The following is a 25,380-nucleotide window of genomic DNA, read 5'->3' on the forward strand; positions in this document are numbered from 1 at the left end:
GTTGGGTAAATAAATTATAATGAACCAATATGATAGCGAACATTTAGCCCAGAGTAGGTAAAGTTATGCAAAAAACGGTATTAGTGACAGGGGCGTCAAGTGGCATAGGGTTGTGCGCTGCACAGACTTTAAAACAGCGTGGTTATCGCGTGATAGCCACCTGTCGAAAACAGGCTGATATTGAACGATTACAATCACTTGGCTTCGAAACTGTGGCGTTAGATTTAGACGACCCAGTAAGTGTTGAAGCCGCTGCTCAGCAGGTTCTGACGCTCTGTAATGGGAAACTTTTCGGATTATTCAATAACGCCGGATTCGGAGTATATGGCCCATTGAACACCGTGAGCCGCCAGCAATTGGAATCCCAATTTTCCAGTAATTTTTTCGGAGTTCACCAATTGACCTTCCTGCTGCTTCCCGCCATGCTGCCGCATCATGAAGGTCGTATCGTGCAAACCAGCTCTGTAATGGGCATTATTTCAACGCCGGGTCGCGGAGCTTATGCCGCCAGCAAATATGCGCTGGAAGCTTGGTCAGATGCCTTGCGCTTAGAATTACAAGGTTCTGGTATTCACGTCAGCTTAATTGAGCCTGGACCTATCCACAGTGCCTTTACCCAAAATGTGGCGCAAACTCAGAAAGATAAGCCGGTTAAGAATCCGGGAATTGCCGCAAAATTTACGTTATATCCTGAAGATGTGGTCAAAAAATTGATTTTGGCATTAGAGAGTCCGCGTCCACGTGTACGCTACTCCGTCACATTATTAACGGTTTTTGTGCGTATACTAAAACGTATATTACCCGATAAGCTGATGGACAAAGTCCTCGCGGGTCAGGGCAAGAAAGATTGAAAAAACAGAACTAAGCCCCCATTTCATTGACATGATTAATAACGAATTTTAAAGAGACTGTTTATGTTAGCTAACGCACAAATTATTGATATTAACGAGACCAACCTACACCAGACCATCGAACAATCCATGAACATGCCTGTCATGTTCTACTTTTGGTCACCACGCAGCCCGCAAAGCTTAGAGTTCACCAGCATGTTAGAGCGTATTGCTCAAGATTACGCGGGGCTATTTATCCTTGCAAAAGTTAACTGCGATGAAGAACAAATGATCGCCAGCCAATTTGGCTTAAAAGGCGTTCCAACGGTTTATGTGCTGCAAAATGGTCGCCCAGTTGATGGCTTCGAAGGTCCACAACCTGAAGAGGCGGTGCTGCAAATACTCTCTCGCGTATTACCAAGCCCAGAAGAGTTAAAAGCCGCGCAAGCCGCTGAATTAGTGGCTGAGGGCAAACTTCAAGAGGCTCTGCCATTACTGAAAGAAGCCAACCAACTTGCGCCTAAAAACAGCGATATCACATTCTTATTAGCCGAAGTGCAAATTGGTCTACATTTAATTGATGATGCCGAAGCCTTGTTAGCCACTGTGCCAATGCAAGATAAAGATAGCCGTTATCAAGGCTTAGTGGCTCAAATCGAATTAACCAAACAAGCTGCGGATACCCCAGAAATTCAGCAGCTGATAAAAGAATTCAATCAAGATCAAGAAAATACTACGTTAGCCGTTCAACTGGCGTTAAAGCTTCACGAAGTCAATCGCAATGAAGAAGCGTTAGACATGCTGCTCACCTTCTTACGCAAAGACTTAAACGCAGGGGATGGCGCAATCAAAAAAACCATGATGGATATCATGTCAGCAATGGGAACAGGTGATGCACTTGCGAGCAAGTTCCGTCGCCAAGTTTATTCATTACTTTACTAGTTAAGGATTACCTATGGATTTGTTCGCGTCTGGTGCGTTACCAGTTGTTATTCTTGTCATTATTGCCGTTGTTATCGTTACCACTTGCGTAAAAACGGTACCACAAGGCTTCCAGTGGACAGTTGAGCGCTTTGGGCGTTATACCCGTACGTTACAGCCGGGTTTACACCTTTTAGTGCCATTTATGGATAAAATTGGTCGCCGTATCAATATGATGGAACAAGTCCTTGATATTCCATCCCAAGAAGTTATCTCTCGTGATAATGCCAACGTGACCATTGATGCAGTCTGCTTTATTCAAGTGATTGACCCAGTGCGTGCGGCGTATGAAGTCAGCAATTTAGAATTATCCGTTCTGAACCTCATCATGACCAACATCCGTACGGTTCTTGGGGCGATGGAGCTGGATGAAATGCTCTCCCAGCGTGATTCTATCAATGGCCGCTTACTGCACGTGGTGGATGAAGCCACCAACCCATGGGGCGTAAAAATCACCCGTATCGAAATTCGTGATGTCAAACCGCCAAAAGAACTGGTCAGTGCGATGAACGCTCAGATGAAAGCGGAACGAACCAAACGTGCCGATATTCTGGAAGCGGAAGGTATTCGTCAAGCGGCTATCTTAAAAGCGGAAGGTGAAAAGCAGTCGCAAATTTTGAAAGCGGAAGGTGAACGTCAATCCGCTTTCTTACAAGCAGAAGCGCGTGAGCGTGCGGCAGAAGCGGAAGCCAAAGCGACTCAAATGGTTTCTGAAGCGATCGCCGCCGGTGATATGCAGGCTATCAACTACTTTGTGGCACAAAAATACACTGACGCCTTGACCAGCATTGGCTCAGCGGAAAATAGCAAAGTGATCATGATGCCATTAGAAGCCAGCAACTTAATGGGCGCGATTGGTGGGATCACTGAACTCATTGGCGAAAGCAAAAAAATGGGCGCAAACAAAAAGCAGGCTAAAGAATGATAGAATTTATCAGCACTCAACCCGTCTGGTTTTGGCTATGTCTTGGGGGATTACTGCTGATTGCTGAACTTCTTGGCACAGGTGGCTACCTACTTTGGTCCGGCATTGCCGCCGTCACCGTTGGAGTGCTCACCTTTGCATTGCCATTCCTCAGTTGGGAATGGCAAGGTATCTTATTTGCGGTATTTACCGTCGTTTCTGCGATTTTATGGCGAAAATGGCTCAGTCACCGCAAAGCCAGCCGTGCCGATGATGTCAATCAAATCAGCCACCAGCTGGTTGGTGTCAGGGCACGCTTGCTAACTGATACCGAAGAGGGGTTTAGCCGCGTGCGCCTCGCCGATGGCAGTTGGCGCGTATACAGCGACGTCCCATTAAAAGCGGAAGCTGAAGTGGAAGTGACCGCCGTGGACGGAAACACCCTAAAAGTTAAGCCTTACCATGGTGACAACAGCCACGCGCCAGATGGTCAATAATCGGGCAGTCTGCCCCTTCATCACCGGGGCAGACATCCACTAATTCTTGTAACGTATCTCGAATAGCCGACAGCTTTAAAATCGTCTGCTGAATTTCATCAATTTTCGCTATCGTCGCACTTTTCACATCCGCACTGTGGCGGCTTGGATTACGAAACAATCCCAGTAATTCCCCGCACTCGTCCAGCGTAAACCCCACATCTTTGGCTTGCTTTAAAAGCATCAGCTCATCGAGATGTCTGGCTTGATAATAGCGATAACTATTATCCCCGCGTTCCGGTGGTGTGATCAGCCCTTTATCTTCATAAAAGCGAATTGCTTTAGCTGTCAGACCGGTTTTTTTGGCAATTTCACTAATATTCATAATTCCCCTTGACCTTACCCTTGTGGGAAGGTTTAACCTTAACTACATAGCGGATTATAGACTGATTTTGTGTACAAATTATAGCCCCTCGTTATGAGAAGGCCCGGAGAATCAAAAATGAAAATAATTCTATCCTTACAAGGTTTGAGCTGCATGCATTGCGTCGGCTCCGTGACAAAAGCACTGCAAGCACGCCCTGATGTTGAATCGGTCAACGTCACTATTGATTACGCGGTAATTGAAAGTAGCGCTAGCGTCGAATCCCTCATTCAAACCATTGTTGATGCGGGTTATGAAGCCACTGAAGCGACTGCGCCAAATGTTGAATTGCAACTCTCTGGCTTAAACTGCATGAAATGCGCAGGGAAAACCCAGCAAGCATTAGAAGCGGTTGAAGGCGTTGCTGCTGCGGTTGTAGATACTCAACTGGCGAAAGTTTATGGCACTGCCTCTGCAGCGGATTTAATCGCAGCGGTAGAAGGCGCAGGATTCCACGCAGAACTTGCCCAAGAAGGTGCTAGCTCCCCAAAAACTGAGCCGCTGAAGACATCAATTGAACAGCCGGAAACGGGTTCAGCGGCAGTTTGCGATATTCCGGCACAAGAGTCTGACCTCGGCGAACAACCTGACATTGCCGTGACCGATGACAGCATTCAATTATTACTCGATGGCATGACCTGCGCCAGCTGCGTCAGTAAAGTGCAAAAAGCACTTAATAGCGTACCTGGCGTGGAAAACGCACGAGTGAACTTAGCGGAACGCAGTGCTTTAGTCACTGGAACTGCGAAGCCCGATGACCTCGTTGAAGCTGTTGTAAAAGCCGGTTATGGCGCTGAAATCATCCAAGATGAAGCCAAGCGCCGTGAACGCCAGCAAGAAATCGCGCAAGCTAATATGCGCCGCTTCCGTTGGCAATCTGCGCTAGCCCTTGCTTTAGGTGTGCCCGTGATGATTTGGGGGATGATCGGCGACAACATGATGTTAAGCGCTGATAACCACAACATTTGGCTCACTATTGGGGTGCTAACGCTGCTGGTGATGATTTTTGCAGGTGGGCATTTTTATCGCAGTGCATGGCAAAGTTTAAAAAATGGCAGCGCCACCATGGATACCTTGGTTGCCTTAGGTACTGGTGCGGCTTGGCTCTACTCGATTGTCGTCAATATTTGGCCTGAGATGTTCCCAGAACAAGCTCGCCATCTTTATTACGAAGCCAGCGCCATGATCATCGGTCTGATTAACTTAGGTCATGCCCTTGAGCAGCGCGCACGCCAGCGTTCCTCCAAAGCCTTAGAGCGATTGTTGGATTTAACGCCACCAACGGCCCGCGTTGTCACCGAACAAGGGGAAGTCGATATGCCCCTTGCTCAAGTGAAACAAGGCATGGTTTTACGCTTAACCACTGGGGATCGTGTCCCTGTCGATGGCGAAATCATTGAAGGCGAAGTGTGGCTGGATGAAGCTATGCTAACGGGTGAGCCTATCCCGCAGCAAAAAAGCCGTGGCGATGCAGTACACGCAGGAACTGTTGTGCAAGATGGTACCGTGTTATTCCGCGCTGCCGCTGTGGGTAGCCAAACCACGTTAGCGCGTATTATTCACTTAGTCCGCCAAGCGCAAAGCAGTAAACCGCAAATCGGGCAATTAGCGGACCGTATTTCGGCAGTGTTTGTCCCTGTTGTGGTAGCTATTGCAGTGATTTCAGGGGCAATTTGGTATTTCGTGGGCCCGGCCCCGCAAATTACCTACGCGCTGGTTATCACGACCACGGTACTGATTATTGCCTGCCCGTGTGCTTTAGGTCTTGCAACGCCGATGTCAATTATATCTGGTGTCGGTCGCGCTGCAGAATTTGGGGTATTGGTGCGTGATGCGGATGCACTACAACAAGCTAGCGAACTTGATACCATCGTCTTTGACAAAACGGGTACCTTAACTGAGGGTATGCCACAAGTTACTGATATTCACCTGTTCAACGGCTTTAATGAATCACAAGCTCTGCAATTTGCGGCGTCCCTCGAAAGTGGCTCTAACCACCCGCTGGCTCGTGCAATTGTTAGCCGAGCAAAAGGTCTGGATATTGTTGCCAATCAGCAATTTAGGACTTTGGCTGGATTAGGTGTCACCGCAGTTGTTGAGGGTAAAACCGTTTTACTCGGCAATCAGAAACTGCTGGCTGAAAACCAGATTGATACCCGTGAAATAGATGAAACGCTCCATCAGCAAGCGTCTCTTGGGGTTACGCCAGTGCTATTGGCGGTTGATGGTCAGATTGCGGCACTGCTGTCTATTCGCGACCCATTGCGTGAAGATAGTGTTAGCGCCCTCGCCCGTCTGCATAAACAAGGCTTCCGCTTAGTGATGTTAACCGGGGATAACCCAGTCACAGCCAAAGCGATCGCCAAAGAGGCGGGAATTGACGAAGTGATTGCGGGGGTGATGCCAGACGGAAAATCTGCTGCAATTGAAGCTTTGCAAGCCAAAGGTCATAAAGTGGCAATGGTGGGTGATGGTATCAACGATGCTCCCGCTCTCGCTCGCGCTGATGTCGGGATTGCCATGGGTGGCGGCAGTGATATTGCGATTGAAACTGCGTCAATTACCTTGATGCGCCAGAGTCTACACGGCGTTGCAGATGCAGTGTCTATCTCCAAAGGAACTCTGCGTAATATGAAACAGAACTTGTTTGGGGCCTTCGTGTATAACTCGCTAGGTATTCCGATTGCTGCCGGTATTTTATACCCAATTACTGGTACGTTATTGAACCCTGTTGTGGCAGGAGCCGCCATGGCGCTCTCTTCCATTACCGTAGTCAGCAACGCCAACCGTTTATTACGTTTCAAACCTGAAAAATAGCCGCATCAAGCCACCTTTATTCTTTAAAGGTGGCTTTTCCAACATTTTGACTCAACGCAATAAATCGCCCGAATACCTCAGTGACTTCATCATTCCTGTTCTATAATTAAGTGATTTTAATTATTTTCACTGTTTGAGGGTTCCATGTTAAATATTAATCGCGAAAAACTCACCAACTTAGCTAATGGTGATGTGAAAAAGCAACGTAATATTTTGGCGGTTCTCGCCGTGTTATTACTGCTAGGTGGTATCGCCTGTTTAGCTAATCCGGTTGCCTCTGGTATTGCCGTCAGTGCTATTGTGGGCGTGTTATTAATCTTAAGTGGCGTCGGCGCCATTGTGAGCATCCTGAGCACCACTATCTATACAGGTTGGTCTCGTCTCTTTGGATTTGTCATCGGGATTATTTACTGCATCGTCGGTTATGCTTTTATCAAAGAGCCTTTACAGGGTTTAATCGCCATGGCAATGCTGATTGCAGCGCTGTTTATTATTGGCGGGGTAATGCGCCTATATGCCGGTATCCAGCAAATTAAATCTGCGGGTGGTTGGATGCAGATTATTATCGGGGTTCTGGACTTCTTTATTGCTTACTTATTAATTGGCAATGGTCCGATTACCTCAATTGCGCTGTTAACCGCATTAATCGGTATCGAATTAATTTTCAGTGCGTTTGGTTTATTCTCTCTATTAAGCCTATTAAAGCGCAAAGACTAATTTGCATAATGACTCACGTAATATAATGAATAGCGCCTGATGATGAGGTGCTATTTTTTTATCTGCAATTTGTCTGCTTAGTGATAGGCAATATTTTAGTAATAGACCGTATCGTGCGGTGTAATTCGCAAATTCCCACAAGATTGTTTACTCTGTTTGTCTCAGTCGTTAAATCAGGATAAATATCAGATGGGAAAACTACTCGAAAACTTAAAAAGTTGGCTGCACCGGGGAGTGGCTCCGAATTATCCTTATCCTGCTGTTGATGTTCGCTTGCCTAATAATATAAAGCTGCACATTGTTGGCAGTATTCATATGGGAACTGAAAATATGTTTCCCTTATCCGCGACCTTGCTCGATAAAATCAACCATGCAAATGGTCTGATTGTTGAGGCGGATATCACTCAAGCAAACTCCCCTTTTCCAACGTCTACAGCCTTGATAGCGCCGATTTCCCAGCGATTAACGGACACCGAATTTTCCCTGTTTTTGCAATACTGCCAAGAGATACGTCAATCCCCCACTCAGTTTGACCATCTTCCTTCATGGCAAGTCGCCCTGACCATGCAAGCCACCCAAGCGCAGTTATTGGGTTTACGGGGTCACTACGGGATTGATTACCAACTGATCCATAACGCGCTAGCCCAAAATAAGCCCATCATTGAGCTAGAAGGTGTAGACTCCCAAGTGCAATTACTGCTCGATTTACCCGATGATGGTTTGCCATTATTGCAAGATACCTTAATCCATTGGCGTGCCAATGCCCGCTCCTTGCAAACCATGATTAGCTGGTGGCTGGATTTTCAACCGGAAAATTGCGTTACATTACCGAATACCTTTAGCGAAGGGGTTTATAATGTGCTGATGACCCAGCGTAATCAGGAATGGGCAAGCAAGCTGAAAACCTTGCCTACGGGCAATTATGTTGTCGCCGTGGGGGCGCTGCATTTATTTGGTGAACAGAGCTTAATTGATTATTTACGAAACGATAATTGATAAAACCCAGTCATGAAAAAAGAAAAGGAATAATTATGACTCCGGCAGTAAAATTACTGGAAAAACAAAAAATTAAATTCACGCTACACCCTTATGATCACGATCCCAATGAGAGTAATTTTGGTGATGAAGCCGTCCAAAAATTAGGCTTAGATGCCAAGCAAGTCTTCAAGACCTTATTAGTCGCGCTTAATGGCGATCAAAAAACCTTAGCCGTGGCTGTCACTCCAGTCTCTGGGCAGCTCGATCTCAAATCTGTCGCCAAGGTATTTAAAGTCAAAAAAGTCGAAATGGCCGACCCGCAGATTGCCCAAAAAACCACGGGATATTTGCTGGGTGGGATCAGCCCATTAGGTCAGAAAAAACGCCTTCCGACCGTGATTGATAGCCAAGCCCAAGAATTTACGACTATGTTTATTTCCGGTGGCAAGCGCGGTTTGGATTTAGAACTCGCACCAAGCGATCTGGCGAGTGTACTAAATGCCAGCTTTGCGGATATTAAGAAAGAATCGTAAAAAATAAAAAGCCCCAATCAAGGGGCTTTTTCATACTCATTACCGATTATTTATTTTTATAAACAATCTCGCCTTTTGGCTCGTAATCAGCAGCTTTTAATGGGGAATGTTTCTCAATATAACCTTTGAGCACTTCCGCATCCACAAAGCCCGTATTAACGTAGTTTGGATGATTATCGATAGCTGGATAACCGTCGCCGCCAATCGCGTTGAAGTTTAACGTCGCCATACGATAAGTTTTATTCTTATCGACTGGCTTGCCATCAATCTTCACGTCGCTGATTGTGCCATCCGCATTCAGAGTCAGGCTCACATTATAGAACTGGCCGTAAGCACCAGAGTCAGGTTTCATGTTAGCGACCGCTTGCAGGTACGGCAGAACTTCTTCGCCTTTAAAGTCCACATACACTAATTCGTTAGCAAATGGCTGAACTTTCAGGACATCTTTATAGGTGATATCGCCGCTTTCGATGGAATCACGCACGCCGCCGCCACTCATGATGGCAAAATCCGCCCCTGCACGCTCTTTTTGAGCCGCCAGCAGTAAATGCCCCATATTGGTTTGCTCAAAGCGCACTTTATTACGGTCGCCCATTAGCTTGCCTTCCACTGAACCGACTTTCACGCCTAATTGCTGGTCACCTTTATCTTGATAAGGGGTTAGCAATTTTGTCATTTCAGGGTTATGTGCAATTTCCTGTGTGTAGTAGACGTAATCCGATGAACCGTCGTCTTTCTTCACTTTTTTCTTCAGGTTAATTGGGATCAGCTGATAGTGTTTTAAGGTGAATTTACCGTTTTTGAATTCAAAATCGGCACGACCCACATATTTACCCCACTCATGGGCTTGAACAATCCAGGTGCCATTTTGGTTGTCTGGCGCACATGGCGTTCCCGGCACATAGTCTTCTTGTTTGTAGTTTTTATTCTCTTGAGACATACAAACAGGGTCTTGTGAGTGACCACCCACTATCATATCTAAATAGCCAGCAGGTAAGCTACGCGCCATTTCAACATCACCTGGTGCGTTAGAGCCATGTTTGCCGTCATCGTAATGCCCCATATGGGTTGCTGCGATAATAATGTCCGGTTTCTCTGTTGCGCGTAACTCTTCCACCACTTTTTTAGCTTCAGCGGCAGGAACACGGAATTCAACATCAGGGAAGTTTGCCGGATTACCGATTTTTGCCGTGTCATCTGTGGTTAAACCCAGAACTGCAATTTTCACGCCTTGCTTATCAAAAACCTGATAAGGCTTAAACAGACGTTTGCCTGTGCTGGTTTGATAAATGTTGGCAGATAAAAATGGGAATGTTGCCCATTTTTCTTGCTGCTTCAGAACTTCTAGCGGGTTATCAAATTCGTGGTTACCAAGCGCCATCGCATCGTAGCCCACTAAATTCATCCCTTTAAAATCAGGCTCGGCATCTTGTAAGTCAGACTCTGGTACACCAGTATTAATATCCCCACCCGAGAGTAATAAAACGCTGCCACCTTGCTTCGCAACTTCGTCACGAATTTCATCAACCACGGTTTTTTGTGCCGCTAAGCCATACTCACCTTTTTCATTGTGCCAAAAATGACCATGGTGATCGTTAGTATGCAAAATAGTGATGTTATAGGTTTTATCTTTTTCCCACGCATTTGCCATCGCTGCGGGTAGCAGCGCTAACGAGACAGTTAATGCGCATGCGGATGCCTTAAATGTCAGTTTCATACATTCTCCCTGCTGGTATAGAAATCTCTACCGATTACGTAGTTTTTTATGCGTAATAAGCTTATGAGGTAATAAGCCATGTGTTAATAGACTCAGTCTTATAGCATAAAAATGATGGCAAGATCTGAGCGGCTATGCACAAACAGAACGCTGTTACAAAGAAATGAGATCTGGATCGACTAATATTTTCCACCAATTTGCCCATGCCACTCATATTGCCATTTAAATAATTTCTATATTAGTTATATTGGTTACAATTACGCAACAAACTAAAGTGACGATGATGAGCGAGCAAACAGCAGCGAATGGCGGCGCCAAACCCGCTAATAAAACGGGAAAAACCGTTTTCAGTATTTTGACGGCAATCAGTGTCTCCCACTTACTGAATGACATGATCCAGTCGCTAATATTAGCGATTTATCCCCTATTACAATCTGATTTTTCCCTAAGCTTCGCTCAAATTGGGATGATCACCCTCACTTACCAAGTCACGGCATCACTTTTACAGCCGATTATTGGTTATTACACCGATAAGCACCCACAACCCTACTCTTTGCCAATAGGCATGAGCTTTACCTTGTCGGGCTTACTATTATTAGCGATGGCTGAAACCTTCCCAACCATCTTAATCGCTGCCGCGTTAGTGGGTACTGGTTCTTCTGTATTCCATCCTGAATCTTCACGGGTGGCGAGGATGGCATCCGGTGGTCGCCATGGTTTAGCACAATCCTTTTTCCAAGTGGGTGGCAACCTCGGCGCATCATTAGGCCCTCTACTTGCTGCACTGATTATTGAACCTTATGGCAAAGGCAACATCGGCTGGTTCTCGTTCGCAGCACTACTCGCCATTATTATTCTTTTGCAGGTTAGCAGTTGGTATAAACAGCAGCATCGCGCAGCAAAGAAAAAACCCGTTATTCACGGAGAAATTAAAGTACTGCCTCGCAAAGTGGTGATTGGCTCTCTCAGCGTTTTATTAGTTTTAATTTTCTCAAAATATTTCTATTTAGCGAGTATTAGCAGCTACTACACTTTCTATTTAATCGATAAGTTTGGTGTTTCGGTACAAAACGCCCAAATTCACTTGTTTGTATTTTTATTCGCCGTTGCGGCGGGTACCATGATTGGTGGCCCTATTGGCGATAAAATTGGACGCAAGTATGTTATCTGGTTTTCTATCCTTGGAGTTGCCCCATTTACGTTGATTTTACCTCATGCGTCACTCTTCTGGACCGGCGTCCTGACGGTGATTATCGGAATGATTTTAGCCTCAGCATTTTCGGCGATTTTGGTGTACGCTCAAGAATTGATCCCAGGTAAAACGGGGATGGTTTCAGGGCTATTCTTTGGTTTAGCCTTTGGTATGGGAGGCGTTGGTGCTGCTGTCTTGGGTCATATTGCAGACCAAACCAGTATTGAGCAAGTTTATCAATATTGTGCCTTTCTACCATTATTGGGTATTTTTACTGTATTGTTACCAAATATAAACAACAAATAGCCTTATTACCTTATTTTATCCATACTTATGTTTTCATAAGTATGGATAACCCTTCCTTTATTTCACAAAAGACTTCCATAAAAATGACTAAAATAAAAAGCTTGTAACGATTTAGCCCTATCAGCTCGATTTTTTTTTAGAAACCAGTCAATTTTTTAAAGAAATTTGTTTTCAAAACCGCTAAAATAGATGAACACGCAATTTGTATTTCAAAATGGTGATTAACGTCATCAACATTTTGAAAGCCAAAGGCATGTACCCACCTTTCTATTCATAAACAAACCAGAGGAGACTTAATGGAGCATTCAACGCCCTTAATTACAACCATTGTTGGTGGTCTCGCCCTTGCATATATATTAGGCATGCTCGCGCAGCGCTTAAAAATTTCGCCACTTGTCGGTTATCTTGCCGCGGGTGTGTTAGCGGGTCCTTTTACCCCCGGTTTTGTTGCAGACACCACCCTAGCCCCTGAACTCGCTGAGATTGGGGTTATTCTTTTGATGTTTGGTGTTGGTCTACATTTCTCATTAAAAGATTTATTAGCCGTAAAAGCGATTGCCATCCCCGGCGCCATCGCTCAAATAGCCGTCGCGACTTTATTAGGCCTTGGCTTATCGATGTTATTCGGTTGGGGCATATTTACGGGAATTGTCTTCGGTCTCTGTCTCTCAACCGCCAGTACCGTTGTATTACTACGCGCACTTGAAGAGCGACAACTGATTGAAAGCCAACGCGGGCAAATCGCTATTGGCTGGCTGATCGTTGAAGACTTAGCCATGGTTCTCGCCTTGGTGCTGTTACCTGCTGCCGCAGGGATCATGGATAGCAATGAAGCCAGTTTTGGCGAATTAGCCATGAGCCTTGGATGGACAATAGGTAAAGTCATTGCCTTTATTGTCATTATGATTGTCATCGGGCGAAAAGTTATCCCATGGATTTTATCTCGCACGGCATCAACAGGTTCCCGTGAACTGTTTACGCTTGCGGTTTTAGCGCTTGCATTAGGTATCGCCTATGCTGCTGTCGCGATTTTTGACGCCTCCTTCGCACTAGGTGCATTCTTCGCAGGCATGGTGCTAAATGAATCAGAGCTGAGCCATCGTGCGGCTCAGGACACTTTACCGTTACGTGATGCATTTGCAGTACTGTTCTTCGTGTCTGTCGGGATGTTATTCGACCCAGTGGTTCTCATTGAGCAACCGTTAGGGATCCTCGCTGTTCTCGGTATCATTATCATTGGTAAATCCGCCGCCGCGCTGGTGCTCGTACGAATGTTTGGGCACTCACGCCGTACCGCATTAACCATTTCTGTCAGCTTGGCACAAATTGGTGAGTTTGCCTTTATTTTGGCCGGTATGGGTCTAGCACTCGGAGTCATGGATAAAGACGCGCAAAACTTGGTATTAGCTGGTGCGATTGTCTCTATCATGTTAAACCCAGTGTTATTCAGCCTATTGGATAAATATCTGGAAAAAACCGAGACCATCGAAGAACAGCTTCTGGAAGAAACACTGGAAGAAGAGACTCAGATCCCTGTGGATATTTGTGGTCATGCAGTGATAGTGGGTTACGGTCGTGTTGGCGGCATGCTGGCTGATAAACTGCGTCGTCGTGAAATCCCATTGGTTGTGGTTGAAGATACCCGTGCACGCTTTGAAGAGCTGGCTGAAAATGGTTTCTGTGCCATCTTAGGTAATGGTGCAAGTAAAGATATCTTAAGCTTGGCCCGCATTGAATGTGCAAAATCCCTGTTACTGACCATTCCAAACGGTTATGAAGCAGGTGAAATTGTGGCTACCGCCAAAGAGCTGAATCCGAATATCACCGTGGTCGTACGCGCCCACTATGATGATGAAGTCAGCTTTATTAGAGAGCGCGGTGCAGACCACATTATTATTGGTGAACATGAGATTGCAAAATCTATCACCACGTTAATGTGCAATGATGTGGCCGAATTTGGTTGTGCTATCCCGGATGATAAGGATAATCACAACTCAGATGGTAAAAATTTGGATGAATATCTAAAACCGAGCCACTAAGTTCATTATCAATTAAGTTTATTTTTAATTGAAAACAAAAAAGCCGTAACTGATTAACGTTACGGCTTTTTTTATTATGAATTCAGCATTTTTTCAGCAAATTCACTGTCAGTCCACACAGGTAAACCTTTATCTTTGAAGAATTGAATTTCTGCGGCAACACCACCGCTTTTTTCCCATCCCGCCAGCGTCAGAACAATCAAACCATCACAACGCTTTAAAAACTCCATATCAATCTCTGACCATGCCACTTTTTGCCCTTGAGAGGCTAAGTACTGGTTGATTGGATGAGTCATAGTAATTTGGCTATAAGTTGCAATTCCTTTAAGCGCTAATTCCGCGGCATATTGGGTACAAGCTTGGAAACGCATTTCCACAACATTACTATCAGGATCAGAGTATGGGCACGCAATAAAATAGAGTTTCATTTTAATTCCTAGTGTCGTATTTAACGAATTTTAAGCAAAGTAATCCTATGAAAAATAAATGAATTATTCTCCATAGGGTATAAATTAAATGAGTAATACTTTGATTTTTATGGCTTACAGAATATCTGCAATAATAATTTTGGTTTTCGGGCGCTTTTTATTTTCAGCTAATTTAAAGTCTTTAGTGGTAGTAATGAGATAATCGATATTCTCCCATCCTGCCACAAAATTAATCGCATGCTTATGGGCTTTTGTTCCATCAGCTAACACCATCAGCTTATCGCTATTTTCCTGCATTTTTTGCGCAATGGCTGCCTCATCAACGTGTTGATCCATTACACCATGCTGAGGATGAAAAGCACCAGCGCCGATAACCGCATAATCCGCGAAAAATTCCGTAATATTCTTTAATGCGATTGCGCCTAAGCAGGCATTTTGTGCCGCATTAAATTGCCCACCAATCAAAATCGTTTCGATGGTCGGGTTTTCCTGCAATGTGCTCGCTAACAACGGTGAGTTTGTTATCACCGTAATATTATCAATCGACTTAATGCGTTGGCTAAACTCAAAGGTCGTCGTACCAAAATCAATAAACAGTGTGTCTCCGGGCTTAATTAATTCCGCTGCTTTTGCTGCTATCGCTTTCTTTTCATCAACAGCAGCTTGCGCTCGTTCTGTAAAATTACGCTCAAATTTGGACTGAATATTGACAGCCCCACCGTGAACTTTCTTTAATAATTTTTGAGTTTCAAGCTTACTCAGATCACGGCGGATAGTTTCTTGCGCCACATTAAAATGCGTTGCAAGCTCCTGTACATACACCTGACCTTGAGTCGATAACATCTCAATGATGGTTTGGTGTCGTACTTTTGAGGAGCGTCCCTCACACATAGTTTAATCCTTCTGACCATTTAACATTTCCAGCACTATACAACAGTGACAGTAATTTCAGTAGCACTCGCTTGGATTTTTGTTAAATCGATATTTTTCAGCAAAATACGACGAGTCGGTAAGCAGCGACGACGCTTTTCATACAGCACGGTATTGCCCGCCATCACACGGATTGTTCCCGTTATTGCCGTGTTGACTTGAATGTTGAAATCCACATTTTTCGCCGTATTTTCGGACATATTAATACATGCAGGTACTGTAAAATGAATTGGCTCAGCAAATCGAACCGGCAATCTATTTCCTTGCTGTACATCCATTTGATGATGATTAGCTAATAAATCATCCGCAATATACCCGCCGGTGATCACCCCTTCTTGATAGCACTGATCCCCCATATCCGCAGGATGTAGCATGTTACCCGCCGCGTAATAGCTGCCATCCGAACAGCGGCTACGCTGGTCAGTGACGGGTTTGCCTGTATTGGCCTCAAAATTCAGGTGGCTTTTACGAATTAACGTATTTTCACCCACAAAGCCCCCGGTGAAAATCACAGAGTCGCACTCAATTTTGCGTATTTGTCCTGCGGTTTCCACCATCACATATTCCACGCGCTCTAACCCACCAATTTCCGTAATTTTGCTATTCACATACACTGGCGTTCCCATGGCTTTAGCAAACAATGAGGCAGGTTTGAATGCCAGAATTCGTTCGCCGCTTTCAATCATGGCTTTGGCTTTTACGCCCGCATTTTTTAATGTCCATAATGCGGAGAAACTGACTAACTCGCTACCAACGATCACCGGGTTTAAACACGGTTTTTGCCCTTTTAAATAGACAAATTGCTGCAGTGCACCCGCTGTTAAAATACCTTGAGGACGTAAGCCTGACACCAATCGAGGATGACGTGGAGTTTCTCGAACGCCTGTGGCAATCAAAATACGCTTACCGCGCATTTCAACCACCCCATCTGGTGTTGTGACTGTTAAAGTGCCATTAGGTTGTAATTGCGTCACAGTGCAACGCGTTAGTATTGGTGTATCGCCCAAGTCTTTAACAATTTTTTCCGCAAACTGGTTGCCTTTCATTGGGCGTTTGAATACTAACAAACCGAAAGTGGGATGTTGGCAATGACGAGGGACACCACCCGCGTGGGCTTCACGCTCTAAAATCGCAATATTGTGAATACCACGGCGACGCAATGTTTGTGCTGCCGCGATACCTGCCGGCCCTGAGCCAATAATGATCACATCGTAATTTAAGCTCATTTCACTGCCTCCATCGCTAAGGTATTGTCAAAGCGGTCGTTAATAATTTCAGCGACCTGACTACTACAATAAAAACCGTTGCAACGCCCCATCATGACGCGAGTTCGACGACGAAGTGCACCTAAACATTCTGGTGGAATGTCAGAATCAAACGCGGCTTCAATTTCTCGTTGAGTCACTAACTCACAGTGGCACACAATGCCGCCATTATTTTTACATTGGTAATCACGCTCATCATATTCAGAGAGCATCGGCATCTTAGGCCAAATTAATTCAGTTGGCGGTGATAGCTCAAATAATGCGTCAAAATTCTCTTGGTAAAGTTTCCCTAAGTGATTGGCGACCCCCAACGCTGCCGTTAAGCCCGTTGAACGAATTCCCCCAGCACATATCCACTGCCTTTCGGGGTAATCATTAATTCGATAATATTTTTCTTCCGTGGCGGGACGTAATCCCGCATAGGTGGCCGTCACACTGTAATTATGCAGTGATGGCAACATCCGTGAGCCTTGGTCGATTAAATCTTGCAAAACCTCTTGCTTCACTTCCGCTTTCCAGCGGTCTTGCTGTTCTTCCGCTGTTGGGCCTAACAGTAAATTACCGAAAATGGTTTTCGATAACAGAACACCTTTAGTAATCGCTGTGGGTACAGGCAAAATGATCGCATTGATATCGGCCGCAGCCACTTTGTCGTATACCAAAAACTGACCTTTGCGCGGTTTAATTTCGAATGGTGATGGGTGGCAAATCGATTCCACAATATCCCCATTAATACCGGCACAGTTAATCACTAATCGGGCAGAAAATTCACCTTTTGATGTGGATAATGTCCAAATTCCCGCATTTAGCTCACCCGCAGTCACTTCACAGTGGAATTGATATTCTGCACCGTGCTTCACGGCTTGAGTTAAATACGCCAGCGGCGTGCTCCATGGGTCAATCACCGATTCCCCCGGAACCTCAACCGCTGCCAGCGCACCTTCAGCCAAATGGGGCTCTCGACGATAAAGCTCTTCTTTATCTATCATGCCCACATCCATGACGTTGTTAGTGTGTGCTTGCTCTACAATGCCCGGCAACTTATTGAGCTGCTCTTCGTTCCAAGCCACGACTAACGCGCCAGTTTTGAGTAACGGCAAGTTCATTTTTTCTCTAATATCAATGAATTCCTGATACCCATCTTGCATGCATTCCAATTCTAATGTCCCTGGTGTGGCATCAAAACCGGTATGTAACAACGCGCTATTTGCTTTGCTTGCTCCTGATAAAATATCGCCACCACGCTCTAACAGCAGTGTTTTAGCGCCCATCAATGTGAATTTTCGGGTCACTGCACAGCCAATGACACCCCCACCGATGACAATGACATCCCACATTTTTTTATTATTAGCATTCATGGCTGAAATCCTTAATATAAAACTTGGACACATAAAACCACATAATTCCCACAACCACAACACATAAAACAACACAAACCACAATAACACTCCAAAAACTTCTCACATTGTTATCTTATTGTGACAGTTCTCACATTCACAGAAGTTATTGTGAGTTTTTTGTGGATTTTATTTCCGATTAAACGATAGTAAGCAAAAAAACAAACCTATTTACAACATTTATAACACTGGGAAATTCAGCGATGCTCAATCAACGTTATGCCGCTATCGATCAGGGAACAACGGGAACCCGGGTCGTCGTCTTTGAAGAAGGCGGCCATTACTATTCCCCGATGAGTATTCCACACAAGCAAATCACCTTAAACAGTGGTTGGGTTGAGCACGATCCTGAAGAGATCCTAACGAACATCATTAAGTGTCTGAATAGTTGTGAAGTCGTTGATGCTATTGGTATTTGTCACCAAGGCGAAAGTATTGTTGCGTGGGATGCTCAGACTAAGCGCCCCCTTTATAACGCAATTGTTTGGCAAGATCTGCGTACTGAAAAAACCATCCAGCAACTTAAAGAGGCGGGACTTGAGCCGCTTGTCCAAGCAAAGTCGGGGCTGCCCTTAGATCCTTATTTCTCGGCCAGCAAAATGGGATGGATTTTGGAGAATGTGGTGGGGGCCAAATCCCTTGCGGATAAAAATCGTCTACGCATAGGCACTATGGATGCATTTTTCCTTGATCGTTTATGCGATGTTTTTGTGACGGATTATAACTCCGCATCACGTACCTCTTTACTCAACATTCATACGCTAGAGTGGGATCCACAGCTGTGTGAGATTTTTGGTGTACCAATCCACTGCTTGCCACCACTGCGCGACAATATTGGTGACTTTGGCTCCGTCAATCTCGACGGGCATCTCACGCCAGTCACCGCGATTATTGTCGACCAATTTGCAGGAACCTTTGGCCATGGTTGTCGCCAAAAAGGGGATGCCAAGATTACCTTTGGTACTGGCGCATTTTTGCAAGCCTTGACGGGAAGCTATATCCCACAAACTCATCAAAGCGGATTATTACCCACACTTTGCTGGAAATTTCCAGGAGAAGCCCCTGTTTTCGGTTTAGATGGTGGTGTGTATAACGCCGCCTCGGCAATCAACTGGGCACGTAAAATCGGTCTATTTGAGGATTTTGATGAGCTTTCAGATTTTCGCGATGAGCCCGCGATTAAACGTGGTTTAGCGTTTGTACCTGCACTTTCAGGCTTAGGCTGCCCTTATTGGGATCGCAGCGCTGCTGGCTTATGGGCGGGACTCTCATTAGATACCGATAAGAAAGATATGATGCAGTCGGTCTTAGAAGGAATCGCCGCCCGCTCCGCCGAAGTTATTTTCACAATGGAGAAAATCTCTCCATTAGGTCAGTCCATTTCAGTCGATGGAGGGTTATCGTCAAATCAGTACTTTAAGCAGTTTTTAGCTAATTTATTACAAAAAAATATTGAAGCACCAGCAAATCGTGAAGTCACAGCACTCGGGGCTGCCTTGCTTGCTCGTAAAGGTTTGGGAATAAGCCATGAAATGGCGATACGACGCAATACTAGCGTCACACGCCCTGATGGAACCAACATGCAAGGTGTAATGGAACAGTATCGCGACATTATTGCCCGTTCTCGCCAGCTCAGAAATTAATTCTTCCAACAATAAAAAAGAAAGGAAACCCTACTATGGCCGAATTCGGAAACTATATTATCTACTTAATCATGTGCGGTGCCGTGATTGGTGCCGTTGCATCGATTGTCAGGCCTGCCAGCGACCTCGGAAAAGAGTTTGTAAACGGTATTTTTTCTATTGGTCCCGTGTTTCTCGCTCAAGCTGGGATCATGGCAGCCGTTCCGCTACTTTCACAATTAATATCTTACATCCTAGGGCCAGTATTTAGCTCAGTAGGCTCAGATGTCTCCATTGCAGCGCTGTCTATTATCGCTGTGGATATGGGCGGATATCAGTTAGCCGATGCCTTAACTACAAATCGCGATATGTGGATCACCGCGATGTTGATCGGTTATACCTCTGGAGCAACCATTGTTTATCTGATCCCTGTTGGTTTAACGATGTTAAACCGTAAAGATCACAAATATTTAGCCTTAGGGGCAATGGCAGGATTGATCTCAATCCCATTCGGGGTACTGGCTTCATTGCTGTTGATCACACTCAATAATATCCCGGTTCGCGATATTATTTCGACGAACTCCCCCGCCACGCATCAACTCACCCTTGATTTCTTGACGATGCTGCAATATTTAATGCCGCTATTCGTTTTCTGTTTCTTGCTGGCAGCGGGCTTAAAATATCGTCCAATGTTAATGGTTACGGGCTTTTTGATCTTCGGTAAGATCATGGATGCATTCGTAAAATTAGTATTAGCCTTCTCCATTGTGGAACATTTTACCGGCGTATTTAGTAAAGTCTTTGGGGCTTGGGGATTCGATCCGTTATTTGCCGATCAAAATGAATTATTCCGTGCGATCGAGATTGCAGGTTATATCGGGATCATGCTCGCAGGTACATTCCCTATCTGTTACCTGTTCCAACGCTACTGCAAACCGTTAGTCAGCGCACTCAGCCGTCGATTAAAGCTGAGCGATACAGGTTCACTGGGTTTCATCATGGTGATGGCAAATATCATTGCAACTTACCACTTATTCAAAGAAATGCGTGCAAGGGATAAAGTATTGTGCGTGGCCTTTGGGGTCTGTGCTCAAGCGACGATTGGCGACCACTTAGCCTTTACCGCAAACTTCCAACCAACATTGGTACTACCAATCCTGTTAGGTAAATTAGTGGGTGGTTTCTTAGCGGTATTTATTGCGATTAAAATCTCTGTTCCACAAGCTATGCGCTATGAACAAGAAGATGAAAAAGCCGTTGAGGCTGTTAAAGCTGAGCACCCTGCGGGGATCGCCAAAGAAGCTTAATCGTTCTCATCATGATAAAAACAAAAACACCTCATTCGAGGTGTTTTTTATTTCTGTGTTATTTATTTCTAACTACCAACTTCAAGTTAGCGATCCCAATAGGACTCTTCTAAGCTATCTTCTTTTTCTGGTAGCCCGCGGGTTAAGCGCGGTGAATGCTGAGAAAGAACTTGATAACTCACACGGTTCGCATACTTACACACCTGCGCCAGCGAGGAGTAAGTGAGATATTGGCGTTCGTGCTTACTGGAATTCGGCACATTTGAACGGTGATAAGAGTTCGCCGTAATATCATGCAGTAACGCAGATAACGCCCCATCACCCGCGCCATTGGTGTTCATGATTTTTTCGGGGCCACCCATATAAGGTTCAATATGAGAGAAAATTCGACGAGGTTGTTTGCAATCTTGCATACGCATCGCGCGGCTAAATTCATACAGATTAAATTCAGCAATGGCTCCCGGCAGTAGTGGGTGCTGAGTTTTACGTTTATATTCTTCTTCTGTAAAACCTGCCATATACAGCCCTGAAGGCCCTGCGGTACATAAAACAAGGTCAACCCAATCCAGCGCCATATTAGATGCCAATAGGGGATCGCTAAAGCCGGTTAATTCTAAGGCCTCATCTTCGTTCATGGCGACCACGGAGACATGATCTTTAAGGAAATCACGCCAGAATTGCGGGTCTTGAGCGATAACAAACTTGGTTCCCAATGTCAGTACCACGGGAACATTATGTTTTTTCGCATAATGGATAGCTTGCATCGTCGCATCCGGCATGGTTTCCCCCGGCTTGCAACGCACTAAATAAGCCGTTAATACCAGCGCTGATGCGCCTGCGATAATCTCTTCAGGAATGCTATCGGGGTGTAAGCGGTTCATATGCCCCGGGCTAATCGCAAACGTACGTTCACCGTTATCAGTCACGAGCGTAAAACAACGCCCGATAGGGCCATCTACCCCTTGTAGGTAGTTTAGATCCATACGGCTTGAAGTATGGCAGAGGTAGCGATAAGCATAACTACCAATCTGAATATTGTTGCACATCGTGCCCAATAAGACGGAGCGGTCATCGGCTAAGACAGAGTAATTGTGAAGCGTATTTCCTATCGTACCGCCTGCAAACTCATGGGTGATCAGTTTCTTATCGGTGAGCTCTTTGTAGAGCGCTTCAGCCGCATCGTCTTCGATAACTAAAGAGTGACCTTTACTTAATTGATAACGTTCAATAAATTCATCATCAATTTTGGCTTCAATATCGACGAGCGTTTGGTCGATGCCCACAATATACGATTTGCAGTTTTCATCATCAGAGAGCATCTCTTTCATCGGTTGTAAAAGAGGATCTCTGAGAGAGACGGGAAAGTAATGTTTAGATTTGCGTTGACCGGGGAATTTCATATTGGGAACATTAAAAAAGGAACATTTCCGTATTCTAACACGATAAAACAAAACCGGCACCCTTCGATAAAAAGGTGCCGGTTAGGTATTTATAACGCTTTAGAGTGATTACTTACGGCGAGTATTTTGCTGATTATAGTTACGGTACAGGTCACGACCTAGTACAAACGCACAGCTCATAATAAAGCCAAGAATAGCGCCTAATGCCACGATAAGCATCGATTTAGGTGAGTCTTTAGTAATCGGTAAATCCGGAGTCAGGATAAATCTCACTGGCTCAAAATCTAATTCTTTAGTTGTGAGTGAGTTTAAGTTTTCAATATAGACTTTTGCATTTTGCAGTTTTTCACTGATCAGCGCTAAGTCGCGGTTCTTTAACTCAATGCCCAATTTTTCTTCTAACGCTTCTGAACCTAATGCAATTGGGTAATCAGGGTCATCATTAATTGCCACTGAGTCTCTTGCAATAGGACGTGTAATTCCGGCGGCTTTCGCGATGGTAATAGCGCGTTTTAAACGCTCAATTTTAACATCATAAGAAATCTGAATTTTGTTGGTATCTTGTTTTAATGCTTCAACGCTATAAATCAGTTGGCGTGCAATCGCATTATCCACTTCAGTTTTCATTCTTTTACGGACAATACTCGCCGTATAGCGAATATACCCATCCATTAAATCTTGCGCTTCAACCGCTGTTGGCGCGGTAAATGACAGAACGACGTCGCTATCATCACTGTCTTTTTCTTTACCGTTGTATTTCAATTTAATCGAATCCGCTATGATGCGATTCACTAAGCGTTGAACCTCGAGAGGATCATTTTTATTCTCGAGTTTATCAAGCAGTGTTTTAAAATAATCGGTGCTTTTAACGAAGGCTTCTTGGTTAACTTTAGAACGGTATTGAACGATAAATTCGTTATAAATACGCTGAGAACCCAAGTCAACTTCCATGCCTAATGCATTTAAGCGTGCTGAAAATTCATTAGCTTCTTTTACCTCTTCAGACGTTGGCGGAATAATAACCGCTTCACTCGTCCACTTCTGAGGTAACATTTTGACAACCCCAATACTCAGTGCGGTAACAATGACTGTTGCAATAATAATCAATAACTTATTCTTGAACAGAACCGCTACCAGCGCCATGAGATCGATCTCATCATTGTGCTGCAATTTATATTGCGGATCTTGCTCTAGCTGTTTTTTTAATTCTGGAGATAAATTGGTTTTTTCAGTCATGTTAATTCCAAACAACGCACTCTAAATTGTACCATTGAATATTGAGGTCATAATTATAGTCAAAATTTAAGTTTTGGATATAACCATTAACCTTCTTTATGAAATTACCTATCAAATCACTCTTTCTAAGTGATTTTTCAGAATTAACTGAATCATATTGATGCTGATATCGCTGTCATTCAGTGCAGGAATATAACGATATTGCTCACCACCATTATGTAAGAAAAATTCTTTATTTTGCTCGCTAATTTCTTCTAATGTTTCTAAACAGTCCACCGAAAACCCTGGGCAAACCACTTGCACTGACTTAACACCCTCTGACGGTAGCTTTTTCATCGTCTGATCCGTGTATGGGCTTAACCACGGTTCACGACCAAATCGAGATTGGTAAGTCATTAACACTCGGTCACTTGGAAATTTCAGGGCCTGCTTTAATAATTCTGTGGTTTGCTCACATTCTTTATCATAAATATCCCCTGAATCGCAGTAACGCTGCGGGATACCGTGGAAAGAGAGGATTAACCTATCCGGCTCACCATGTTCCGCAAAACTGGCTTCGATAGATTCCGCTAAGGCTTGAATATACGCTGGGTGTGTCGCATAGCTGCGAATAAACTGCACTGACGGGATAGTCCGCATCGGTTTAAAGGCGCGAGTGATGGCTTCATAAACCGCGGCAGTCGTGGTGCATGAATATTGTGGATACAGCGGTAAAACCACTAATTCCGTCACATCTTGTGCAATCAAGTTGTCGATAGCACTCTTTATTGACGGCGAGCCGTAAGTCATTCCCAGCTCAATCGGCGTATTAGGAAAAAATGCAGATAATTTTTCTTTCTGACGCTGTGAATAAACCAATAATGGCGAACCTTCATCCATCCAAATTGAGCCATAAAGTTTTGCTACTTTGGAAGCGCGGATTGGCAAAATAGCGCCATGTAAAATCGGCTTCCAAATCAATGGGGAAACATCAATAACACGCGGGTCAGTCAAGAATTCAGCTAAATAGCGTTTAACGGCTGTTGTTGTTGGGGCATCGGGTGTCCCCAAATTTACCAATAGAATTCCATATTTTTTTTCTAACATTAGAACAGCTCCTAATTGATAATTATTCCCAACAATAACAGATTTTAGTAACTAATTTTGCCAACTTGTGGCACAAAAAGAAAGGCAGCGTTTTTGCGCTGCCTTGTTTATTTGAATCTATTTAGATCACGCTCAGAAAAATTAGCCTAAAATTTTTGCTAACTCTGCGCTCACTTCAGTCACTTTGCGAGTACCGTCTAACTTGAAGTACTGAGTGCTGCTCGCTTTCGCTTCATTTTGATAGTAAGCGATTAATGGCGCTGTCAGTGCATGATATTCAACCAAACGTTTACGAACCGTGTCTTCTTGGTCGTCTTTACGGATAGTTAATTCATCGCCAGTTACGTCATCTTTGTTTTCAACTTTAGGTGGGTTGAAAGTGACGTGGTATACGCGACCTGATGGTGCGTGAACACGGCGACCAATGATACGCTCAACAATGATTTCGTCAGGAACATCGAATTCTAAAACGTAATCAACGTTGATGCCTGCTTCTTTCATTGCATCCGCTTGAGGAATGGTACGCGGGAACCCATCCAACAAGAAGCCATTGCGACAGTCATCTTGTTTGATGCGCTCTTTCACTAATGCGATAACCAGTTCATCAGTCACTAATTTGCCGTTATCCATCAGCTCTTTAGCTTGTAAACCTAATTCGCTCCCTGATTTTACAGCGGCACGTAACATGTCGCCGGTTGAAATCTGAGGGATCCCAAACTTCTCCATAATAAATTGAGCTTGAGTGCCCTTACCAGCGCCTGGAGCGCCAAGCAGAATGATACGCATTGCGTAAAC

22 protein-coding genes are annotated in these 25,380 nt (G+C 44.6%); 12 read left to right on the forward strand and 10 right to left on the reverse strand.

Annotated elements, in window-relative coordinates; all coding sequences use genetic code 11:
• Nucleotides 1-65 precede the first annotated feature (65 nt).
• The 4 genes from QS795_RS12905 to QS795_RS12920 all read left to right on the forward strand — a co-directional run bounded on the left by QS795_RS12905 (nucleotide 66) and on the right by QS795_RS12920 (nucleotide 3,212).
• Entirely contained in the window at nucleotides 66-851 is a 786-nt protein-coding gene (locus tag QS795_RS12905; protein WP_154637802.1) for an SDR family oxidoreductase, read from the forward strand.
• Between the two features lie 63 nt (nucleotides 852-914).
• Nucleotides 915-1,772, forward strand: a complete 858-nt coding sequence (locus QS795_RS12910; RefSeq protein ID WP_036952152.1) for a co-chaperone YbbN — start codon at nucleotides 915-917, stop codon at nucleotides 1,770-1,772.
• A gap of 13 nt (nucleotides 1,773-1,785) precedes the next feature.
• Nucleotides 1,786-2,736: an SPFH domain-containing protein gene (locus QS795_RS12915; protein ID WP_132496720.1), complete on the forward strand. Its 951-nt coding sequence runs from the start codon at nucleotides 1,786-1,788 to the stop codon at nucleotides 2,734-2,736.
• A complete protein-coding gene (locus tag QS795_RS12920; protein ID WP_154602449.1) occupies nucleotides 2,733-3,212 on the forward strand; it encodes an NfeD family protein in 480 nt (159 codons plus the stop codon). Before QS795_RS12915 ends, QS795_RS12920 begins: the two co-directional genes overlap by 4 nt.
• Here QS795_RS12920 and cueR read toward each other — a convergent pair.
• On the reverse strand, nucleotides 3,166-3,576 hold the full coding sequence (gene cueR, locus QS795_RS12925) for a Cu(I)-responsive transcriptional regulator (RefSeq protein ID WP_036952159.1): 411 nt from the start codon (nucleotides 3,574-3,576) through the stop codon (nucleotides 3,166-3,168). The genes QS795_RS12920 and cueR overlap by 47 nt on opposite strands.
• Before the next feature lie 117 nt (nucleotides 3,577-3,693).
• Between cueR and copA the strand changes: the two genes are divergently transcribed.
• The 4 genes from copA to ybaK all read left to right on the forward strand — a co-directional run bounded on the left by copA (nucleotide 3,694) and on the right by ybaK (nucleotide 8,660).
• Nucleotides 3,694-6,432 (forward strand): copper-exporting P-type ATPase CopA, encoded by a 2,739-nt coding sequence (gene copA / locus QS795_RS12930; RefSeq protein ID WP_286271355.1) that lies wholly within the window; start codon nucleotides 3,694-3,696, stop codon nucleotides 6,430-6,432.
• 144 nt (nucleotides 6,433-6,576) lie between these two features.
• Nucleotides 6,577-7,149 carry an HdeD family acid-resistance protein gene (locus QS795_RS12935; RefSeq protein ID WP_286271353.1) on the forward strand — a complete coding sequence of 191 codons (573 nt, stop codon included), beginning with the start codon at nucleotides 6,577-6,579 and terminating at the stop codon, nucleotides 7,147-7,149.
• 189 nt (nucleotides 7,150-7,338) lie between these two features.
• Nucleotides 7,339-8,145 carry a TraB/GumN family protein gene (locus tag QS795_RS12940; RefSeq protein ID WP_318626527.1) on the forward strand — a complete coding sequence of 269 codons (807 nt, stop codon included), beginning with the start codon at nucleotides 7,339-7,341 and terminating at the stop codon, nucleotides 8,143-8,145.
• Between the two features lie 35 nt (nucleotides 8,146-8,180).
• On the forward strand, nucleotides 8,181-8,660 hold the full coding sequence (gene ybaK, locus QS795_RS12945; RefSeq protein ID WP_036952167.1) for a Cys-tRNA(Pro)/Cys-tRNA(Cys) deacylase YbaK: 480 nt from the start codon (nucleotides 8,181-8,183) through the stop codon (nucleotides 8,658-8,660).
• 46 nt (nucleotides 8,661-8,706) lie between these two features.
• On the opposite strand, the gene ushA is transcribed toward ybaK, so the two are convergent.
• Nucleotides 8,707-10,377 (reverse strand): bifunctional UDP-sugar hydrolase/5'-nucleotidase UshA, encoded by a 1,671-nt coding sequence (ushA, locus tag QS795_RS12950; protein WP_286271349.1) that lies wholly within the window; start codon nucleotides 10,375-10,377, stop codon nucleotides 8,707-8,709.
• 283 nt (nucleotides 10,378-10,660) lie between these two features.
• Between ushA and QS795_RS12955 the strand changes: the two genes are divergently transcribed.
• Both QS795_RS12955 and ybaL read left to right on the forward strand, forming a co-directional pair.
• Nucleotides 10,661-11,875 (forward strand): MFS transporter, encoded by a 1,215-nt coding sequence (locus QS795_RS12955; RefSeq protein WP_154627543.1) that lies wholly within the window; start codon nucleotides 10,661-10,663, stop codon nucleotides 11,873-11,875.
• Between the two features lie 296 nt (nucleotides 11,876-12,171).
• Nucleotides 12,172-13,914, forward strand: a complete 1,743-nt coding sequence (gene ybaL / locus QS795_RS12960) for a YbaL family putative K(+) efflux transporter (protein WP_286271348.1) — start codon at nucleotides 12,172-12,174, stop codon at nucleotides 13,912-13,914.
• Nucleotides 13,915-13,988: 74 nt separating this feature from the next.
• On the opposite strand, the gene QS795_RS12965 is transcribed toward ybaL, so the two are convergent.
• From QS795_RS12965 to QS795_RS12980, 4 genes are all read right to left on the reverse strand, one after another.
• Complete coding sequence (locus QS795_RS12965) at nucleotides 13,989-14,342, reverse strand: DUF1937 family protein (protein ID WP_286271347.1); 354 nt, start codon at nucleotides 14,340-14,342, stop codon at nucleotides 13,989-13,991.
• Between the two features lie 114 nt (nucleotides 14,343-14,456).
• Nucleotides 14,457-15,233, reverse strand: a complete 777-nt coding sequence (locus QS795_RS12970) for a DeoR/GlpR family DNA-binding transcription regulator (protein WP_154602441.1) — start codon at nucleotides 15,231-15,233, stop codon at nucleotides 14,457-14,459.
• A 35-nt stretch (nucleotides 15,234-15,268) separates the two neighbouring features.
• Nucleotides 15,269-16,498, reverse strand: coding sequence for an NAD(P)/FAD-dependent oxidoreductase (locus QS795_RS12975; RefSeq protein WP_286271346.1), 1,230 nt, complete (start codon nucleotides 16,496-16,498; stop codon nucleotides 15,269-15,271).
• Nucleotides 16,495-17,895 carry an NAD(P)/FAD-dependent oxidoreductase gene (locus QS795_RS12980; RefSeq protein ID WP_318626528.1) on the reverse strand — a complete coding sequence of 467 codons (1,401 nt, stop codon included), beginning with the start codon at nucleotides 17,893-17,895 and terminating at the stop codon, nucleotides 16,495-16,497. Before QS795_RS12980 ends, QS795_RS12975 begins: the two co-directional genes overlap by 4 nt.
• Nucleotides 17,896-18,137: 242 nt before the next feature.
• Between QS795_RS12980 and QS795_RS12985 the strand changes: the two genes are divergently transcribed.
• Nucleotides 18,138-19,577: an FGGY family carbohydrate kinase gene (locus QS795_RS12985; protein WP_286271344.1), complete on the forward strand. Its 1,440-nt coding sequence runs from the start codon at nucleotides 18,138-18,140 to the stop codon at nucleotides 19,575-19,577.
• 35 nt (nucleotides 19,578-19,612) lie between these two features.
• Nucleotides 19,613-20,863 (forward strand): ethanolamine utilization protein EutH, encoded by a 1,251-nt coding sequence (gene eutH / locus QS795_RS12990; protein ID WP_036952538.1) that lies wholly within the window; start codon nucleotides 19,613-19,615, stop codon nucleotides 20,861-20,863.
• 86 nt (nucleotides 20,864-20,949) lie between these two features.
• Here the strand turns inward: eutH and QS795_RS12995 are convergent, their stop codons facing one another.
• The 4 genes from QS795_RS12995 to adk all read right to left on the reverse strand — a co-directional run bounded on the left by QS795_RS12995 (nucleotide 20,950) and on the right by adk (nucleotide 25,371).
• On the reverse strand, nucleotides 20,950-22,263 hold the full coding sequence (locus tag QS795_RS12995) for an inosine/guanosine kinase (RefSeq protein ID WP_036952541.1): 1,314 nt from the start codon (nucleotides 22,261-22,263) through the stop codon (nucleotides 20,950-20,952).
• Nucleotides 22,264-22,371: 108 nt separating this feature from the next.
• Entirely contained in the window at nucleotides 22,372-23,499 is a 1,128-nt protein-coding gene (gene wzz(fepE), locus QS795_RS13000) for an LPS O-antigen length regulator Wzz(fepE) (protein ID WP_286271343.1), read from the reverse strand.
• 111 nt (nucleotides 23,500-23,610) lie between these two features.
• Nucleotides 23,611-24,585 carry a ferrochelatase gene (gene hemH, locus QS795_RS13005; RefSeq protein WP_154602436.1) on the reverse strand — a complete coding sequence of 325 codons (975 nt, stop codon included), beginning with the start codon at nucleotides 24,583-24,585 and terminating at the stop codon, nucleotides 23,611-23,613.
• 141 nt (nucleotides 24,586-24,726) lie between these two features.
• Nucleotides 24,727-25,371, reverse strand: a complete 645-nt coding sequence (gene adk / locus QS795_RS13010) for an adenylate kinase (RefSeq protein ID WP_036952549.1) — start codon at nucleotides 25,369-25,371, stop codon at nucleotides 24,727-24,729.
• Nucleotides 25,372-25,380: the final 9 nt, after the last annotated feature.

Source organism: Providencia zhijiangensis (assembly GCF_030315915.2).
GTDB lineage: Bacteria > Pseudomonadota > Gammaproteobacteria > Enterobacterales > Enterobacteriaceae > Providencia > Providencia zhijiangensis.